At 68.2% G+C, this 17,798-nt stretch carries 17 protein-coding genes and 3 pseudogenes; 12 read left to right on the top strand and 8 right to left on the bottom strand.

Annotated elements, in window-relative coordinates:
- Nucleotides 1-85: 85 nt before the first annotated feature.
- From OHT76_RS00400 to OHT76_RS00390, 3 genes are read right to left on the bottom strand one after another with little or no spacing between them, the layout of a single operon-like run.
- Entirely contained in the window at nucleotides 86-244 is a 159-nt protein-coding gene (locus OHT76_RS00400) for a hypothetical protein (RefSeq protein WP_328868689.1), read from the bottom strand.
- A gap of 32 nt (nucleotides 245-276) precedes the next feature.
- A complete protein-coding gene (locus OHT76_RS00395) occupies nucleotides 277-903 on the bottom strand; it encodes a hypothetical protein (protein ID WP_328868688.1) in 627 nt (208 codons plus the stop codon).
- Nucleotides 903-1,541: a hypothetical protein gene (locus OHT76_RS00390; protein ID WP_328868687.1), complete on the bottom strand. Its 639-nt coding sequence runs from the start codon at nucleotides 1,539-1,541 to the stop codon at nucleotides 903-905. Before OHT76_RS00390 ends, OHT76_RS00395 begins: the two co-directional genes overlap by 1 nt.
- A 260-nt stretch (nucleotides 1,542-1,801) precedes the next feature.
- On the opposite strand from OHT76_RS00390, the gene OHT76_RS00385 reads away from it, so the two are divergent.
- The 5 genes and pseudogenes from OHT76_RS00385 to OHT76_RS00365 form a co-directional block, all read left to right on the top strand.
- Nucleotides 1,802-3,040 carry a tetratricopeptide repeat protein gene (locus OHT76_RS00385; RefSeq protein WP_328868686.1) on the top strand — a complete coding sequence of 413 codons (1,239 nt, stop codon included), beginning with the start codon at nucleotides 1,802-1,804 and terminating at the stop codon, nucleotides 3,038-3,040.
- A 596-nt stretch (nucleotides 3,041-3,636) separates the two neighbouring features.
- Complete coding sequence (locus OHT76_RS00380; protein ID WP_328868685.1) at nucleotides 3,637-4,137, top strand: hypothetical protein; 501 nt, start codon at nucleotides 3,637-3,639, stop codon at nucleotides 4,135-4,137.
- Nucleotides 4,138-4,471: 334 nt separating this feature from the next.
- On the top strand, nucleotides 4,472-4,738 hold the full coding sequence (locus OHT76_RS00375) for a hypothetical protein (RefSeq protein WP_328868684.1): 267 nt from the start codon (nucleotides 4,472-4,474) through the stop codon (nucleotides 4,736-4,738).
- Nucleotides 4,735-5,448: a restriction endonuclease gene (locus tag OHT76_RS00370; protein WP_328868683.1), complete on the top strand. Its 714-nt coding sequence runs from the start codon at nucleotides 4,735-4,737 to the stop codon at nucleotides 5,446-5,448. Before OHT76_RS00375 ends, OHT76_RS00370 begins: the two co-directional genes overlap by 4 nt.
- A gap of 623 nt (nucleotides 5,449-6,071) precedes the next feature.
- A pseudogene (locus tag OHT76_RS00365) lies at nucleotides 6,072-6,158 on the top strand (DUF2975 domain-containing protein); the annotation flags it as partial.
- Between the two features lie 1,066 nt (nucleotides 6,159-7,224).
- On the opposite strand, the gene OHT76_RS00360 reads toward OHT76_RS00365, so the two are convergent.
- Nucleotides 7,225-9,924, bottom strand: a complete 2,700-nt coding sequence (locus tag OHT76_RS00360) for a tetratricopeptide repeat protein (protein ID WP_328868682.1) — start codon at nucleotides 9,922-9,924, stop codon at nucleotides 7,225-7,227.
- Nucleotides 9,925-10,054: 130 nt separating this feature from the next.
- Nucleotides 10,055-10,519: a hypothetical protein gene (locus OHT76_RS00355; protein WP_328868681.1), complete on the bottom strand. Its 465-nt coding sequence runs from the start codon at nucleotides 10,517-10,519 to the stop codon at nucleotides 10,055-10,057.
- Between the two features lie 605 nt (nucleotides 10,520-11,124).
- Here OHT76_RS00355 and OHT76_RS00350 point away from each other — a divergent pair.
- The 5 genes from OHT76_RS00350 (at nucleotide 11,125) to OHT76_RS00330 (ending at nucleotide 14,334) form a co-directional block, all read left to right on the top strand.
- Nucleotides 11,125-12,054, top strand: a complete 930-nt coding sequence (locus tag OHT76_RS00350; protein WP_328868680.1) for a DUF6192 family protein — start codon at nucleotides 11,125-11,127, stop codon at nucleotides 12,052-12,054.
- Between the two features lie 2 nt (nucleotides 12,055-12,056).
- Nucleotides 12,057-12,464 (top strand): hypothetical protein, encoded by a 408-nt coding sequence (locus OHT76_RS00345; protein ID WP_328868679.1) that lies wholly within the window; start codon nucleotides 12,057-12,059, stop codon nucleotides 12,462-12,464.
- On the top strand, nucleotides 12,464-13,417 hold the full coding sequence (locus OHT76_RS00340; RefSeq protein ID WP_443049681.1) for an IS5 family transposase: 954 nt from the start codon (nucleotides 12,464-12,466) through the stop codon (nucleotides 13,415-13,417). The genes OHT76_RS00345 and OHT76_RS00340 overlap by 1 nt, the downstream gene beginning before the upstream one ends.
- A gap of 151 nt (nucleotides 13,418-13,568) precedes the next feature.
- Complete coding sequence (locus OHT76_RS00335; protein ID WP_328868678.1) at nucleotides 13,569-14,141, top strand: hypothetical protein; 573 nt, start codon at nucleotides 13,569-13,571, stop codon at nucleotides 14,139-14,141.
- A complete protein-coding gene (locus OHT76_RS00330; RefSeq protein ID WP_328868677.1) occupies nucleotides 14,134-14,334 on the top strand; it encodes a hypothetical protein in 201 nt (66 codons plus the stop codon). The genes OHT76_RS00335 and OHT76_RS00330 overlap by 8 nt, the downstream gene beginning before the upstream one ends.
- 550 nt (nucleotides 14,335-14,884) lie before the next feature.
- Here the strand turns inward: OHT76_RS00330 and OHT76_RS00325 are convergent.
- The 3 genes and pseudogenes from OHT76_RS00325 to OHT76_RS00315 all read right to left on the bottom strand — a co-directional run.
- Nucleotides 14,885-15,388, bottom strand: a complete 504-nt coding sequence (locus OHT76_RS00325; protein ID WP_328868676.1) for a hypothetical protein — start codon at nucleotides 15,386-15,388, stop codon at nucleotides 14,885-14,887.
- Between the two features lie 26 nt (nucleotides 15,389-15,414).
- Nucleotides 15,415-15,648 (bottom strand): NucA/NucB deoxyribonuclease domain-containing protein, encoded by a 234-nt coding sequence (locus tag OHT76_RS00320; RefSeq protein ID WP_328868675.1) that lies wholly within the window; start codon nucleotides 15,646-15,648, stop codon nucleotides 15,415-15,417.
- A gap of 472 nt (nucleotides 15,649-16,120) precedes the next feature.
- Nucleotides 16,121-16,637: pseudogene (locus OHT76_RS00315) on the bottom strand (replication-relaxation family protein); the annotation flags it as partial.
- A 228-nt stretch (nucleotides 16,638-16,865) separates the two neighbouring features.
- On the opposite strand from OHT76_RS00315, the gene OHT76_RS00310 reads away from it, so the two are divergent.
- Nucleotides 16,866-17,534 carry a YdcF family protein gene (locus OHT76_RS00310; protein ID WP_328876418.1) on the top strand — a complete coding sequence of 223 codons (669 nt, stop codon included), beginning with the start codon at nucleotides 16,866-16,868 and terminating at the stop codon, nucleotides 17,532-17,534.
- A gap of 19 nt (nucleotides 17,535-17,553) precedes the next feature.
- A pseudogene (locus OHT76_RS00305) lies at nucleotides 17,554-17,787 on the top strand (WbqC family protein); the annotation flags it as partial.
- Between the last annotated feature and the right edge of the window lie 11 nt (nucleotides 17,788-17,798).

Raw genomic sequence — 17,798 nt, 5'->3', positions numbered from 1 at the left:
CTCGGGGGACGACGAGGCCCGGCCGCCGGACGCGCGGGAGGCGTCCGGCGGCCGGCCGGTCAGCTACTGACTACCGGCCCGCCAGTCAGGCGGCCGTCACGGTGTAGGTGTGGGTGTCGGGGAACGCGCTGTCGGGAACCGCCGGGTCACCGCCGCTGTTCTGCGGCATGTTGCCGTCCGCGTGCAGTTCGGCGATGAAGTCGGCCGGGTCCACCGGCACGACGGGGGTCACGGTCACGGACATGGTGTCTCCTCGGAACTCGAAGGTGGATGCTGCTACATCGACAGATCGGTGAAGCAGACGGTGACCAGCACCTCGCGCGAGTGGCTGTCGAGCGGGGCACGCCAGTGGGGAATCCGGGCCCCGTCGAACCCGGTCAGGGCCCGGTACTGCACGGGAAACGCCTCACCGTCCGGGTACGGCGTATCGCCGAGCCGCTCGACAACTTCCTCGGTCGTCAGCCACCGCAGGCGCGGCAGCCACCCCATGGCCCCAAGTCCGGGCGTCAGAGCGGCGCTGAACGTGATCGAGCATTTCCCGTCGTCACGGTGGACGTGCATGTAGTCGCTTGGTTGGTAGTACTTGAAGCCGAAGCGAATTGCGGTCATGCTTTGCGCGCCGGTCGCCTCGGCCGCCACCTCCGCGAGCGCCTTGGACTGTGCGAGGGCCAGCAGGGCACCGGAACCCGGGTGGACCGTGCAGCGCTGCGGGGACGTGATCGACCCGTCCCGCATCGCCAGAAGGCCCGGCCGCTGGTTGTGCCGGACGACCGCGAGCGGCTCCAGCCGCTCGGCCTCCTCGGCGAGCTCGTCCCACAGCCCCGCCTCGATCACGTCGGCCGGCACGTTCGCGCGGCCCTGGGCAAGCCACGTTTGCCGCAGCGTCAGAGTTCCGCTGCTCATCACAGGTCCATGAACGACATGGTCACCAGGAGCCCCGCCTCCACCGGCAGCGGGGGCCGCCAGTGCGCGAAGTGGTACCCGGCGAATGCCCGGACCGAGCCGTCGTTGTAGGGGTGATCCAGCGTCGTGAACGGCTCCCCCTCCGGGAAGATGCCGAACTCGGCGACGACGTCCGCGAGTCGGCGGCCGTCCGGGTGGCGCAGGTGCGGCGCCCATCCCATCGGCGGAAGGTCCGGCGTCAGCGCGATTCCGACCGTGACCGTGCTCTTCGACGAGTCCGTGTGCAGCCCCTGAAAGTCGCCCCGCCGGTAGAGGACGACGGCCCCGCCGCGGGGGATCAGGCGCGGAATGCCGGTTGCCTCCCGCAGCGCCCTCAACAGCGGCTTGTCGTACGCGAGCTGATCGAGCACCGGGCCCGGCGCAATGAACCCGCAGTGAACCGGCGTTGCGAACGAACCGTCACGGTGCGCGGCGGTGTGGTCGTGCACGTGCGGCGTGACCCGGTCGAGCAGGCCGAGGGCTTCCTCCTCCAAGGCCTTGAAGCGTTCCGGCGGCAGCACATAGGGCAGCACGACCGTGCCCGTCTCCTCCCACGCGGTGCGGGCCGGGAGCCGTTCCGCAAGCGCGCTGGTGTCCATGGTCCCTCCGGGGTCTCAGCGGTTTGTGACCTTCGCCCGGGGCCATGTTCCCGACCCCCGGGCGGCTCACGGAGAGTCAACAGCTGGTAGCGAGCGGTATCTAGGCCCGGTGCGAGGGCTAGGGTTGAAAGCCTTGAATTTCCGGGGGAAGGGACGCCATGCCCGACCGCGCACGGAACACAGCTCTCTTATGTCTCATCCGTGAAACCGGCTGGGCGAACGCGACGTTTGCCCGCCATGTCAACGCCGTGGGAACCGAGATGCGCCTCGGCCTCCGGTACGACGCAACGGCGGTGTCGCACTGGTTGAGCGGCACCGTCCCCCGGCCCCCCGCACAGGCGGCGATCCTCGAATGCTTATCCCGGCGGCTGGGCCGAACCATCACCAGCTCGGCCGCCGGATTCGGACCCAACGCCCCCACGCCCGACCAGGCCGACACCGTCGCCGCCCTCATCGACCTGTGGAGCGCAGATATGGACCCCTCCCGCCGGGCGGTACTCGGCGCCGTCGGCCTCTACTCGGTCACCCTCACCGTCCCCGGGTGGCCAGACGTCGTCGACCGCGCCAGGCGAGCCCAGATCACCCCCGGAACACGGATCGGCCCCAACGAGGTCGCCACCGTCACCGCCATGTCCGCCCGCCTGTCCGACCTCGACGACGAGTTCGGCGGAAGCCACGTCCGGCCGCTCGCCTCGGCCTTCCTCGGGAACACCGTCGCCCAGTACCTCAAGTGCGACGCCTCCGAGGAGACCCGCAAGGCCATGTGCTCGGCCGCCGCGGATCTCGCCTACCTCACCGGCTGGATGGCCATGGACGCCAACGCGCACGGCCTTGCCCAGCGCTACTACATGCAGGCCCTGCGGCTGGCCGGAGAAGGCTCGGACCACCTCACCTACTGCACCGCGCTGCGCGGCATGAGCGTGCACGCCGTCGGCCTCGGCCACGGACGCGCAGCGCTCCAGTACGCCGACGCCGCCGCAGCGGCAGCCCCGGCCGCCGGGCCCCACCTGCGGGCCTTCCTCCTCGGCCAGCAGGCGCACGCCTCGGCGGCCGTCGGCGCCAGGTACGACGCCATACAACACCTGCGAGAGGCCGAAACCGCCCTCGAAAAGGCCACGTCCAGGTCTGGGACCGTCGGCGGATACCACCCGGCCGCCCTGCACTACCACGTCAGTCACGTGCTGCATGAGCTCGGCGACCTCGGCGGCTCGATCGCCGCTATGGAGGACTCCAACCGTTGCCGGCCGCAGACCGAACGCAGGGCGAGGGCCCGCTCGACCGCCCTCCTCGCCGAGCGACAGTTCGAGTACGGCCACCTCGAAGCGGCATGCGTAACGTGGAACACCTTCCTCGACGACTATCCGCACGTCAGCTCAGCACGCTGCGACGACCACTTCGCCACCCTCCGGCGCTCGGTCCGCAAGCACCCAAAGAACAAGATCGCCCAAGCGCTAAGGGAGCGAGCGCGCCTCCTCAGCCCCGCCGCACAGAGGACGTGACCAACCCCCCACCGACCCGGGGCGTGGCATCGATGCCCTCCCGCCGGAACCCCGCCCCTGCGCCTGAACGACCATCCGCACACCAGCCACCCTGCTGACGCTGACGCCGTGGCTTGCCGCCGAGCCGACCGAGTTTCCGGAGCGGGTCACCCCGGCACCCAGGACTTCTGTGCGGAGGTGATGCGGCAGACCGCCACCGGCGCCCGGGAGGCCGCGCAGAGGGGCGCGTTCGGCGTCGTGGTCTTCCGACATGACGGTCTCCACCACGGTGTTGGCGATGCTGTCCTGCTTGGCGCGCTGCCCCCTACACGTGATTGGCGCGAGGCGAGTCCCTCCCGGGCCAGCGCCTACCGGGCTGACGACATCCTGGAGGTCTTCCCTTGGACGAGCCCGCCGAATCTCCGGCGGCGGCGTCGACGAACGCTCCAGCGGCTCCGACGTCCCGGCAACCGCACGCTCGCCCAGCGCGTTCAGGCCCTTGCCCCGGACAACGAGCGGTGCGGGCCGAACTCGCACGACGCAGCACTACCACCAGTGTCGTCAGCCACGCGGGAAGACATAGGCAATGATCGCGACGATCGTGCCGATCACCCCCCATGGCCGGTTGGCTGACCGCAGCCTTGGGCATCCCCCTGCGCGACGTGCTGCGCCTGTTGCGCCGGCCGGGCGCATGGCCCTGCGGCGTGCCGCGGGAGGGGAATGCCGTGGCCGTGGGCTTGCTGCTGGGCATCCTTGACGTGGAGGGCGGTCAGGCGGGGGAGTCGACAGCGCATTTCCTGGGCGTCGTCGAAGTGGGAGTCCTCGCCCATGTCGTGGTCTTGGCTGTCGTCTTCGCCTGTCTTGGCCCGGTAGTGGTCGAGGGCGGGAGAGAAGCTGGCCGCGTCTTGCCCGCCGTGGCCTGGGTGGCTCACGCCCACTGGCCGGCAGATCATCGCCCCTCGGGCGTGACCGGCGGGCCTTTCGCCCGGACCTGCATGCGTCGTACGGCCCCCGTCTCTCGTGCCGCGTCATCGCGATACCCGGAAATGGCCGGTTCCGTGACCGTCTGCCTGGGCGGGGCGGTCGTCACCCGGGCGGTGTTTTGCCGCGCGTGGTGAGGGCGTGGCTGCCGGCCCCGTTTCCCTGGTGAACTGCCCGCCGCCGCGGCCGGTGGCAGGGGCGTCGGCGGCCGGTGAACGCGGCGTGGGGTCCGGCGCAGGCAGAGTCCCGTCGCCCGGAAGGATCCCGGGAGTGTGACTTGAACTCGCTGCCGTATCAGGGGAGTTGCGTGCCCGTTGGTGATCGGTTGTCAGTGCCCGGCGTCAGCATGGCGGGTGAGGGCATCCACGACCGTCCGGGGAGGACCACATGCCATTCATCCAGCCGTACGAACGCTCCGACGGGACACCAGTACGCGGACATTCCCGATGGGCGCCGGGCGCACGCCGGGAAATGACGATCTTCGCTGTCTTCGGCCTGGCCGTGCTCGGCATCGGCAACTCCTCAACGGGAAACGGAGCCGACACCACCTCGCCCGAGCTGTCCGTGACCTACCCGGTCCGCTTCGAGCACTCCACCGACAGCGCGCCGCGCACTGCCACGCCGCGCCCGACGGTCTCGTACCCGGTCGAGTTCGACATGCCCGCGCTTCAGCGGCCGGCGCCCCGGCCGAGCGTGTCGTACCCGATCGACTTATCCGCCCTGGGCGGTGAGCGGTGACCCGCCGCCCACCGGCCAGGCGGCGCTCCGCGCGGCGCTCCGCCCGGCGTCCCGGCCGCCGACGCCAGCAGCAGGATGCGCAGTTCGTTGTCCTGGCCGTGGTCGCCGTCGTGGCGGTGAGTGTGGTGGTGATGGTGGTCAACTGGCTGCTCGCGCACTGGTGGCTGCTGCTGATCGCGGCCGTCGTCGCTGTCCTGGGCGGTATGGCCTGGTGGCAGCAGCGGGCGCAACGCGCGCAGTGGGAACGGGCCCGGGCTCGCGCCCTGCGCTACGGGCTGGCCCAGCTGGACGCGTTGTCCCACCGGCAGTTCGAACACGCGGTGCGGGACCTGATGCGCCGGGACGGCTGCACGGATGCCGTTCAGGTCGGCGGCCAGGGAGATCTCGGGGCGGACGTGAAGGCAACCGACCCGCTGGGCCGGCGCTGGGTCCTTCAGTGCAAGCACCGCCGCCACGGCGAACGCGGCGCCCCTGTGGGCACCCCGGACCTGCAGGTGCTCAACGGAACAGGACGCCCCGTCCACCAAGCGGACGTCGTGGTCATGGTGACCAACGGCAGGATCACCCAGCCCGGCCGCACCTTCGCCCACCAGCAACGCCTGCACCTCGTCGACCGCCGGCTGCTCGCTTCCTGGGCTGCAGGCTCGCGGCCGCTGTGGGAACTGCTCGCGGCACTCCCTCCGCCCCGCCGGCCGTCCTCACTGCCGTAGGCGCCTGTCGCACGCACGCACGCACGCGTCACGTCCCGTCCGACGGACCCGCTGCGCTGAGCGCGACAGCAGAGCCGAGACCCCAGGCCGCGCCCCCGGTCGTCCTCTCCGTCGCACCCGCCCGGCCATCCGGCGCCACACTGTGACCTGCTGTGGTCGGGCTCATGGTCGGGGTTGCGGGAGGCCTTGGTCGGGTCGCTGCGAGCGGGCGCGCAGGTACTGCGCAGCGGGGCGGTGGGCGGCCATCGCGCAGCTGCGCAGCCGGACGTCAGCCTGCGCAGGGCGATCCGTGCTCTGATCAGGCGTGGTCGGGGCCGTGGTTGGGGTCAGGCGGTCGTGGTCGGCACTGATCTCCACGGGGCAGTCAGCTCCAGAAACCTCTACGTGGGCACTGCTGCACCGTCGTTTCCCGCCTTCCTCCGCCAGTAGTCCAGGCTGTGCCGGGTGGTGAGGGTGTTGGGGTGGTGTTCGCCCAGCACCCGGACCGTGTGCGGGAGTAGATCGGTGAGGGCGTTGGCAGCTCCGGCGGCATCTCCCGTCTCACCCCGCCAGTGGGCGAGGTTGTGCCGGGTAAGCAGGGTGTGGGGTGGTCTTCGTCCTGCACCCTCTTGCTCGTTGGCACGATGTTCGTGCAGGCGTTGATGGTGTGGGCGTTGGTCAGCGGGAGTGATCCGGAGGACGGGTCGCTTCCGCTGACCTCGCTGCGCGTGGCCTTCTCATGGACAGAGCCAGCAGGGTAATGAGGGTCTTGGGGCGTTTTCGCCCAGCACCCGGATCATGTGCGCGAGCAGGTCGGTGAGGGCGTCGGCGGCTCCGGCGGCATCCCCTGCGGGGTCCGGTCGGTCAAGGGCGGCCTCCGGCGGCGCTCCGCGCTGGCCTTGCTGCCAACCTGGACAGCCTTGACCAGCCTGAGCGACGGTCTGGCTATCGGCGGCCGGGGAACCTCTGGCGCCCAGGGGATCCCGACGCACGGTCATCGTCCCCATGTCCCCGACGGTCGCGGCGTCACCGTCCCCGTGGCCCATTTCGGGATGTTCGGGATGGGGAATTGGCTGACCGTCGACACGGGGTGTCGGTAGCAGCCCGATGAGGGCTACAGCGCCGTCCAGGACCGTGGTTCGCCGCTGGTGAGTGGGGTCCATACGGGGTGGGTGGGTCCCCTTTCTTCGATGTCTTCGAGGACGGCGGCTGCGAGGGGGACTTCGCGGGCGAGGGCGGCCACGAGGGGGCGCGGGGGTCATGCTCCTTGCCACGAATCGGTCCGGGGGAGTCCCGGACCTCAGTGCGAGAGTGACCTGGGAGCCCACGACAACTGCGTGCTGGATGGTTCTGGCTTTCAGGTCGCTGATCCGGTGGGCCGGCCTGGTGGGGGAGGCTGCGGTGAGGGCGAGGAGGATGCGGGGGAGGACCGGGTAGTGGCGGAGCCGGGCTGGTCCGGGAGGGGCGGGCCGGCGGCGGCCGGCGGGGTGTGTTGCGTGGGTGAGAAGCTGTTTCAGAACCGGTGATCTGTGACGCTCTGTAACGGATGGGCTTGTGGGATTCTTGAATCACGCAGGGCGGGGTTATGGAGACGTCCTCGGCCGATCTCGTACGAGGAGTAGCCTCCTCGCATCGAACGCGGTCGAGCTGACCAGCCCGATCTGAGTTGGCTCGTTGGCCTCATCTCGTGAGGCTGGAGGTAGCGAAACTCGCAGATTTCTGGGCGAGGGGAGGAAGGTCATGGCAACGTCGCCAATACCAAAGCTGCGTGAGGGAGCGACCAGCAACGAGCCGCAGCTACGAATCTCCCCGTAGCCGTCGACGGAGCACGGCGGCCTCCTGCCATCGTTCCTCCTTCTCCAACAGGTCTGCCACGGTGTCGCCGATGCTGCGTAGTTTGCGGCCGTCTGGGTCCTCGTCAGGATCGAATGAGGTGGGGAGATTCAAGGCCTCGAGGATGGCGGCCAGTGCGGCATCCAGGTATCCGGCAAGGAGCTGCGCCGCCGCCACTCTGGCCAGCGCCGTCGCGAGCTGGGTGGTGAACCGGTCGTCGGTCTCGGTTAGGCGCCGATACGTCATGGCAGCCAACTCGGCTGCTGTGGCTGCGTCTACTCTTTCCTCCTGCTGGGACAGGTCCGAGATGAGTGATGACAGCGACTTCGCGAGGACGAGCGCGAAGCCGTCCGGACTACGTGACGGTAGCCGCTGGTAGATATCGGCTGCCGCACAGGCGACCGCGAACGCATCGCTGTACTGGCCCTCTTCGCGAAGGTCTATCGAGACGTTACTCAGAAGCCGGGCGAAGCCTGGCTCGTAGGCTGAGGGATTGACGTCTACCAGATGCTGGTAGACGGGAAACGCCTCGTCAGCTACCGCAAGCCCTTCCTGGACCCGTCCCAGCTGCGAGAGCTGGGCTGCTAGGTTGGACAACGAGTTAGCCAGGTGCGGGGAGAATGCAGCGCGATTCTTCCGTGCGAGTGAGCGGAAGATGGCGACGGCCGACTGGGTGTAGTTGAGCGCGTCGTCGGGGCGGCCGCTCTCGGAGAGCATCATGCCCAGGTTGGCGTTGGCGACCGCCAACGCATTCGCGTGCTTGTCTGGGTCGTCGACGCTGAGCCGTTCGTAGCTGTGTACGACCTCTTGCGCCACTGCGATCGCCTCGTCCGCCTCACCCCGCCGGAACTGCAAGGCGGCGAGGTTGGACATCGCCTCTGCCAGGTCTGCCTCGTGACTGCCCAGGTCACGCTCACTTAGCCGCCTGCGGATCCCTACCGCCTCCCGGGCGGCCTGCAACGCCTCGTCCCATCGCTCGCACGCTTCCAGGGCGACCGTAAAGTTCACCAAGGCCTTGGCGTAGTCAGCTTCGTGCGCGCGGTCCCCTGCGACGAGCCCCCGATAGATCTCGACGGACTGGGCCGCCGCCGTGGTGGCCTCGTCGTACCGCCCGGCGTTGGTCAGCCGGATGCTGTGCCAGCGGTGCAGGACGGCCGCCTTCTCTGGCTCTGCCCCAGCCAGGTGGTGCCTCACGAGGCGCGTCGTTACCGCTGCGGCACCAACATCAAGGTCGGTGTTCCTGCCCTCGGGCAGCTGTGTCGTGATGGACTCGAGTACGCCCATGTCGATGTCGTCGATGGCTGCCAGTCGACTCAGTGCCGCGCTACTGATACCAGCAATGAGTTGGGGGTTATCGCGTAGCAACGGGTAAAACTGGAAACGGCCCATGTGCGGCCAGCGAAGGGTGACGTCGATGAGCCGGGTGACGGCGTGCGCGGCAAGCGCCTGGTTCCCAGACAGTTCTTGTTGCACGAGCAGGAGCCGGGCCGGCGCACCGTCCGCCCACGGGTCTGCCCTGTAACCGGGGGTATCGTGTCCGGGCGTCTGCAGCGCCAGAAAGTCCTCACCGAGCCGGTCTGGGTACAGGGGTTCCAGCACAGTACGGGAACCGATCGACGGATAGACCTCACCGTGAACATCGATCAGAGCCGTGGGCGACTGAGCAGGTAACCCGAGCCCACCGCGGTCGACCACGGCAAGGGCGGCGTCGTAGGACAGCGGCCCCAACAGGGTGGCGCAGTAGACCGCCCGTGCCATCCTGTTGGCCGGTACCCCGCTGTGCGGGTCACGCTCGTACAACGTCTGCCAGTGCGCCTTCTCCCGACGCAGGAAGTAGCCCGACAGCGCGGCCGCACTGGGAGGAACGGTATCGCCTCGTGCGTGGGCGTCGACGCCGGCGAGGGCCGCCATGTGCAGGTTGAGGATCAAGCCATAGGCATCAGCAGCGAGGTCGTCAGGAACGGAGACCAACTCCGCGTCATCGACGCCTAGCAGCTCACCGAAACGCTCACAGGCACGGGCGAACAACTCCGGCCGGTCACCCATGTCTCCAGCAGCCGGATGAAGTGCGTACTCCTGCGCATCGAGCCCTACTCGCTCGAATTGGTGTGCCAGCGTCTCCCACCACATCCCGGCAGAGCGCGCAAGCAGCAGCACGCGGACTGGCCTGCCGGTGGGATATTCGGCCGTCTGATCCTCCAACAGGGCCACCAGGTCGGGGTACGGCCAGCGGTCGGCGTAATCGACGACGAGCAGCAGTCCGACGTTGCCCGACGCCGCCCGGTCGGCCAGGCCACCTACAACTACGGTCTCCACGGGCACACTCACGGGAACATCAATGCGGTGCCTCGCGGCCCGGATCTCCCAGCCCTCTGCCGCACAGGCACGAGCGAACTCGGCAGCCAAGCGACTCTTACCCTGACCACCGGGGCCATGGATCAGCATGACGCCCACGTCGCTGACCGAGTGGTCCCGCCAGGCAGTAAGATCACGTAACTCACCGTCGCGGCCGATGAAGTCTACGACCTCGTATCGCGTGGCGAGCAGATGGGATAGCGGCTGTTCGCTTGCGAACGGAACGGCTGGTGGGGTCAGTGGAAACGGCGCCACCCGGAAGGCGGATTCCCCGTCCTTGAAGTACACAGACAGGTCGCCGTTTTGCACCGCGTACAAGTGTCCGTCGCCGTGAACAACGTTCTGTTGCCACAACGTCGGGACTTGCCGTCTTGGCCCTCCGGACGCGTCAGCCGGTGCCGGCCCAGTCATGGTCGGACCTCCGTCGTCACGATCGCTCTTACCGGTCCGTCGTTCGATGCGAGCCCCGTTCGAAGCCAGCATCCGGGTCGCCGGGTCCCTTGTGTAGGTGCAGATTTCCGCCCTGTACCGCGAAGACAGTCCCGTGATCATGGCTGGTGTTGTTCTGGACCCATCGCTGCTGGGATTGAGGCAGCTCGGCCTGGACCTCGGCCATCAAAGCCCGGAGTTCGTCGGCGGCGTCGGGGTGCTGGCGTAGGAGCTTTTCTAGTCGCAGCTTCCAGGACGAGACAAGGGCCCGGCGGGCGCCGTCGGCGTCGTCGTCCTCGGTTACCAGGACGGCGTCGCCATCCAACTGGGCTGTGATGGTGGTCTGTTGGGTCTGGTCGTGGTGGAAGAGCTGGAGCACGCCGGTGCGGGTAGCCTGCCACGCTTGGGTGGCCATGGCCGCGACTATGGTTGTCGCACCCGTCATGGCCAGGGTCGTCAGTGCTTCGTCCAGCATGCATCCTCCTTAGGGTCAAGGCGTCGGTAAGGGCAGGTCAGTCACCGAGTACGCGTGATTGCGTTAATGCAGGCCACTGGGTTCTTCAGTGGCACATCGTCGGCTGGGGTCGTGGTTGGCGAGTGTGGCGGCGACGGCTTCGGCGGGGAAACCGGCCGTACTGCATGTAGAACTTCAGCAGCACGGCGAAGCCCAGCTGTTCGCACGGCGCTTGCCGGACACGAGCCTCTGCTCCGTCAGTAGCGTGTCCAGTGCCCAAGTCCAACGGGGTACGGGCCACGATCGTCCTCGCGCACCTTCACCCACCGCAGCCGTATGACCCCGGCCTCACCCGCATGGGTGACCCACCCGCAAATTCACCGCCGTTTGCGGCTGGGGGACAAGGTTCTTACCGGCCCGTACTGCGGGCCCGCCGATAGGTCGGAGAAGCCAGGCACCGAGGGCCCCAATAGGGGTCAGAATCGGCCATGTTGGCTTGGTGTCTGGTGATGTTGACGGTGTGGGGTGGAGTCTGGGCGCATCGCCGGGCCGGGGTTCCGCAGCCGACGCAGGGACGCCGACGCTTCGGCCCGCGCCGGTTGTGCGCCATGGCCCCAATGGTGGAAATGGTCGGGAAGGTCACGCGGAGCCGTTACGACGAGCTGGTGGCCGAGTCTTTGGACATGGTGGAGGAGGACACCCGCTGCCAGTTCGGGCTCGGGGACGCGGCGTTAGAGCTGGAGCCGCTTCGCGGGCACGGCGGTCACCTGCCGCTGGATGAGGGTGACCAGGGTGTGGAGGAGTCGCTCCGGTTATTCGCCGACGAGATCGGGCTGTCCTTCTACACGGTCCGTACGCAGCGGTGGGTGGCCGCGCAGTGGCCCGCTGAGCACCGGCAGGCGGGGGTCTCCTGGGAGGTGCACCGGATTCTGGCGTCCGTGCCGGACCGGTTCGAGCTAATCCGGAATCCGCCGCTGAGCGAGCGCACCGGCCGGCGCCGGTGGAGTGCGGAGGTGGCCAAGAAGGTGGTGGGCTGGAAGACCGAGGAAGTCCAGGTCCCCGTCACCACCGAGGAGAAGGTCGAGGCGATCCGTGAACTGGCGCGCGATGACGAGGCGGTGGCGGCGCAGGTGGCCACCGACTTCCTGCGCCGGCCGGAGGTGGCGTTCAGGGCCATGCGCGATGCCGAGGCCCGGGACAACGTGAACGAGGCCCAGTTCGAGCAGGCCGGGCTGGATGACGACGAGTTCGACGAGGAGTACGAGGAAGCCTTCCGTGAGGAGGGCGAGCCGTTCGACGACCCGGCCCGCATCGTCCACAGCTGGCGCAAGTCGATGGAGTTCAACGACCTGACCGCCGTCTGTCAGGGGTTCATCGCCGCAGCCGCCCGGCTGATCCCGAAGCTGCGCGGGCACGAGTTCACCGACACCCAGACGAAGGTGTTGGAAAACCACTTGGAGAAGATCCGCGCGACAACCGACTGGATCGAGACCGCGGCCGCAACCGGTCAGGTCGACCTCGACGAACAGCTCGCCCAGCTGCTGCGGGGCCAGTAGCCATGGGGGCGGGTCTGCCCGCCCACGTCCACGGCCAGGCGGTACGCAAGGCTCTGCAGGAGGCGCGGCCGGCGGGGCTGACGCTTCCGCAGTTGTGGGCGACCAAGCGCACGCCGTCGCAGGTCTGGGCGGGCCTGAGATTCCTGCGGAAGGTCGCGGTCAAGGAAGGGCTCCCGCCCGTGACCTACAGCAGACGGGACGGCTTTCAGATGTCGGATCAGAGCGAGGTCTGGATCTCCTACGAGCGGGCGATCTTCCAGGCGGAACTGCACCGGGTCACCAACTTCATCACCGGGATCATCGCCCCGCACGCCAAGAAGGCCCCAGACGACGAATGGATCCGCCTGGTCCTGGACCAGCTCGGCGGCGTCAAGGCCACCCTGGAAGTCCTCACTCGCATGGAACGCTGATGAACGAGACTCGACCGCTGGCCGTGCGCGAGCGGCACTACCCCAGTGACACCACGGATGCCGAATGGGCCGTCCTCGAACCGCTGCTACCGGTCCCGGCCTGCGCGTTGCCCACGGGCTGCCGCCCTGAGAAACATCCGCGCCGTAACGTGGTGGATGCCATACGGTATGTGAACGACAACGGCGTGAAGTGGAGGGCCGTTCCTGTCGACTTCGGGATCCCTTGGCGCACGGTCTACGGGCTTTTCCAGCGATGGCGGGCGAGCGGGGACCTGGCCCGCATCCACGCCGAGCTGCACCAGATGGTCCGTGTTCACGACGGGCTCAATCCCCGCACCGTCGCGGTGATCCTGGACTCCCAGTCCGTCAAGGGCGCCGAGACGGTGGGCCAGGACAGTAGAGGGTTCGACGGCGGGAAGTTGATCAACGGCCGGAAGCGGCACCTGGCCGTTGACATGCGCGGCATGGCTCTGGCCGTGATGGTCACCCCTGCCTCGCCGCACGACAGTATCCCCGCCCGCGACCAGCTGTTCCGTCTGCGTCTGACCCATCCCGAAGTCGCCGTCGCCTGGGCGGACTCCGCCTACGGCGGAACCCTCGTCGACCGGTCCCACTCCTTCCTCGGCATCACCCTCAAGACGGTGCCCCGCCGCAAAGACCAGGACGGATTCGCCGTCCTCGCCAAGCGGTGGCGAGTCGAGCGCGCCATCTCGTGGATCATGAGAGCCAGGAGAAACGTCCGCGACTATGAGCGACTTGTCTCCCACAGTGAGGCCCACATCACCTGGACCTTCATCACCCTCATGGTCCGCCGCCTCACCCGACCTCCCCGACCACCGCGCACCACGCCACACCCCGTCGAACCGGTGAAAGCGGCCGGCAAGCCCAAGCCCATACGCCTCCGGATGCAGCAGCCACAGACGATCCGACTGGCCCCCACCACCTTGCGCTGATCCCGGCCATGAAAGCCCGGCATTTCTGGTTACCGAGGAATGCCGGGCCTAACGACGCCGCAGCTCGCTCATTACTCCAGCCCCGAACGACGTGCGAATGGCAGGCCCAAGGGGCATGTTGAGTACGGGAGTTCACCAGAACGGGGGGTCAGTGAGCGCTGAAGTGGCTTTCGCAGCCTTCACGGCAGTCGTCGCAATCGCCTCAGTGGCTGTGGCTTGGATGACCGTGCGAGCTGGCAACATGCAGACCGGATTCGAACTGGCCCGTGCCCTCTACGAGAGGCTGACGTCGGCAGACGTCACCATGGCACGAAAGCATCTTGAGACTTACCGCCTTGGACCCCACCCCACGCAGGAGGCGACGCGAGCGGTTGTCGAGCACTACTACATCCTCCTCTGGGCATTCGAGCAGGTCTTCGTAGGACGAGAAAGCCTTCTCCGACGCCGACGAGCAAATGGTACGAAGCCTGCTCTGACATACCTCGACGACTCGATCCGCTGGCACGTGGCCCATTGGGTCACGGTTTGGCCAGAGCTACGGCTGCGGATCGTGGAGAACTTTGGTCTGGCCTTCGACGATTACGACTCAGTCCAGGGGTTATGCAACCTGGCTGACCGCGTGCTCGGACCAACAGCCGCGGTTGCTGACGTAAGGCGGCAGATAGAGCACGAGCTCGCGACCACTGGACACTGGCCCCATCTCCCCAACGCTCGGAGTGAGTAGAGCTGCCGCGGCTGCACTGCTCGCCGCCGCAGACATCTCACTTCTCCTCTTACTCCGCGTCACCGATGTCATCGCGGAGGTCGTGCATGCGGTCCAGGACCTCGATCACGGATGCCTCAGCCCGGCCGAGGGCCCGCCGGACGCCCTCGATATCACCGTCCTGGAAGTGACGGTGGGCGCCGAACGTGTCTGACGCCTCTGGTTTGCGCTCACCGGGTGCTCGCTCCTGATGCTCATGCCTTCAGCATCACCGCAGCCGAGAACCGCACCCACACCGGACCAGCCACGTTGACCAGCCCGAATTACTCACAGCGAAGATGTGACACAGCTAATGAACGGGCGGGCGTGGTCGGTGAGGGGCCCTTCCCGGTGGACTGGATCATGGCTGCTGTTCGGGAGGCCGGCACCGGCAGCCCTGTGTGGCTCGCGCCGCTGCCGGGAGGTGGTTTTGCCTACGGTGGCGTGGCGGGTTGTGTCCGTCGCAAGGGGGGTCAGGGAGCGGGCCGAGGAGGAGGACGCGCCGGCGGCCGTACACACGGTGTCGGCCTGGACGGGTCCTTGCTGCCGGGCGGGCGGGACGCCTTTGATCTTTCCCCGCCAGGGGTGAGGCCGTGGGGTGTCTACGTCCAACCGTTCGCGGACGCCTGAGGGCGGCCGTCGGTGGGGTATCGGTGGATGCGAGGGCGCACCGGGCGCTGTTCGCCTGCCGGTGGGCGGCGGGCGAACAGCGTGGAGTGTGGTTCTCAGCGGGCTCGTACGGATGTTCCGTAGGCGTCGCTGTGGCGGAGCACGGTCGCGTCGTGCGTGGGTGCCGGCCAGGCCTGGATGAGGTACCACTCGGTGACCTCGTCGGGGGCCAGGTCGACGGCGGTGTCCCGGCCTCGGGCGTGCAAGCGCAGCCGGTAGTCTCCGGGGCCGTTGAACGACAGGACAGGCAGTTCCTCGTCCAGGTCGGCCATGATGCTGCGGACCATGAGCTCCCCGGAAACGGAGTGCGCGGAGATCTCCACGATTTCCTGCCAGTCACCGGTGTCCGGGGCGGGCTCGCTGTGGTGGAGGGCGACGGTGACGTCGACGTCGCCGGTGTGGATGCCGGTCATGACGGTGATGATGCCGTCTGCGACCCGCACCAGCCCGTTGTGGCTGCGGTCCAGGTCCGGGCCGGTCGGCCCGTCCTCGTCGCTGATGTCGAACTGGTGGTACTGCACCGGGACGGGCCCCGCTTCCCGTTCGGGCTCGTCGTTCATCTCACCGTCCTTGGTCAAGTGCTGGGCTACTTGATCCACACGAGGAACTTGTCCTTCTCGATAATGCGGTTGTACAGGTAGAAGCGTCCCAGGGCCTTGCCTCCTTCTTCGTTCTGCGTCTCGTTGATCATGCGGCGGCTGAAGTCGCCGCCGCCGTGCTTGGCGCCCTGCCAGGTCGACGCCATGGGGTACTCGTCGCACGATGTGCCCGGCGGCCGCACCAGACTCCCCAGGCACGCCGTTGTCCGGTTCTCCCTCATCTTCGTCTTGTCGGTGAGACGGGAGTGCGCCGCCCGCCAGCGGCGCCTATCACCTGGTCAGCAGCCGGCTGGCAGTGCCCTTCGACGAGGTCTTCGGGACCAGCACCGCCTACGAGCGCGCCGCCTGAACCCCGGCTGTCACCCGCACAGCGCTCTGCCCACGACTGCAGCAGCCGTATCCAAAGCCCGCAGCAGCCAACGGCCTTGGGCCAACGAACGAGGGCCGCCCCCATCTCGGGTCCCGGCAACACCGCTGCCGGGGAGCAGGCCCGATGAAGCTCGCCCTCACGCCGCGTGATCAAGAGCAGGATGGGGGCGAGGCGTTGGCAAGGAGAGGGGTGGTGTACGGAAGTGGGGGAGCGGTGGGCGTACCGGGTGGCGCCGCCGCACCACGCCAGCGCCGCCCCGTGCCGAGAGGGAAGCCCTCGGCAGTGATCTCGGACAAGCCTGTGGGCCGGTGTGCAGGTGGGTGTTACAGCGCCGTCCAGGATTGTGGTGGGCCGGTGGTGAGAGTGTCCATACGGGGTGGGTGGGTCCCATCTCTTCGATGTCTTCCAGGACCGCTGCTGCGAGGGGGCTTCGCGGGCGAGGGCGGCGACGAGGGGTGCTGGATGACCATGGCTTTCAGGTCGCTGATGCGGTGGGCCAGCCTGGTGGGGGAGGCTCCGGTGAGGACGAAGAGGACGCGGGGGAAGACCGGGTAGTGGCGCAGCCAGGCCGGCCCGGGAGAAACGGGCCGGCGTCGGCCGGCGGGCGGTGGTTCGTAGGTGAACAGGCGGGCGTAGTCGATGAGTTTCACGGCGAGGCGTTCACTGCTCATGGTGGTGCGGTCGACTTCGATGAAAGCGCGCAGCTTCCGCCGGTGTTCGCCGTCGGTGACGGTGTAGTGGAGGAGGGGCGTCTGCGACCACGCGCTGGCCGTCGCCGATGGGGTGGGAGACTTCGGGGGTCCAGTCGAAGGGGCCGTGTTCGTGCCCGAGTCTGCGGGCGCCGACGACCTCACCCAGGCCCTGCAGCGCGTGCGGCTGGACGCCGCTCGTGGCCGCATCCTGCTCTCCGACGCGGCAACCCGGGATGATGGACTCCTCGTCCCTGGCCAGGCCGCCAGGGTGGCCGCGCAGTACGGACTGGTGCGCCAACTGCGCGGTATTGAGGGCGTCAAGGCCGTGAGCGGGGGCCGGCCGGCCCGCGGCAACGGTGATCAGGGAGAGAACCGCGTGAGTGACAATCAGCAGGCCATCACCGACGATCAGCGGGGCCGGGCCAAGCTGGTCTGGGATTACCACCAGATGCACCATGAGTTGCGGCCTGTCGATGTGGCGATCGGCCTGGGCAGTCACGACCTCGGCGTGGCCGCCTACTGCGCCGGGCTGTATCGCGCCGGGCTTTTCCCGGTCCTGGTCTTCACCGGCGGCAACAGCCCCACCACTGCCAAGGTCTTTCCGCGCGGTGAGGCCGTGCACTTCCGGGAGCATGCCATCGCTCTCGGCGTTCCCGCCGGCGCGATCCTGCTGGAGTCCAACGCCGCAAACACCGGGCAGAACATCACCCTGTCCCGCGAGGTCCTCGCCGCCGCCGGCATCACCGCGACCACGGTGCTGCTGGTCTCCAAGCCCTATATGGAAAGGCGGTCGTTCGCGACCGCGCGCAAGCTGTGGCCCGACGTCGAGATTCTCTGCGCGTCGGAGCCACTGGAGTTCGACGACTACGTGAAGTCCATCGGCGACGAGAGGCTCGTCCTGGACATGGTCGTCGGCGATCTCCAGCGGGTCATCGAGTATCCGAAGCGCGGATTCGCCATCGAGCAGGAGGTCCCAAAGGACGTGCATGCAGCGTACGAATCCCTTATCCGCGACGGCTTCACCAGCCGGCTCATCGCCTGGTGACCTGCCCGGGCCGGGCGGGCTGTGCGCGGTCCACCAGCCGAACTTCCTGCCCCGGCTGACCACGCCGGCCAAGCTGTTCGCGGCGGACTGCTGGATCGTCTTGGACGACGTGCAGTTCGCCCGCCGCGACTACCAGCACCGAGCCCGCCTCGCCGACCTCGACGACCCGGCCCGGCAACGGTGGCTCACCATCCCCACCCACCTGCCCCAGGGCCGCCCGACCCTCATCCGGGACGCGGCGATCGTCGAGCCGGGTGCTTTGGT

The sequence above is a fragment of the Streptomyces sp. NBC_00287 genome, assembly GCF_036173105.1.
Lineage (GTDB): Bacteria > Actinomycetota > Actinomycetes > Streptomycetales > Streptomycetaceae > Streptomyces.
This window is presented reverse-complemented; position numbering and strand designations above follow the sequence as displayed.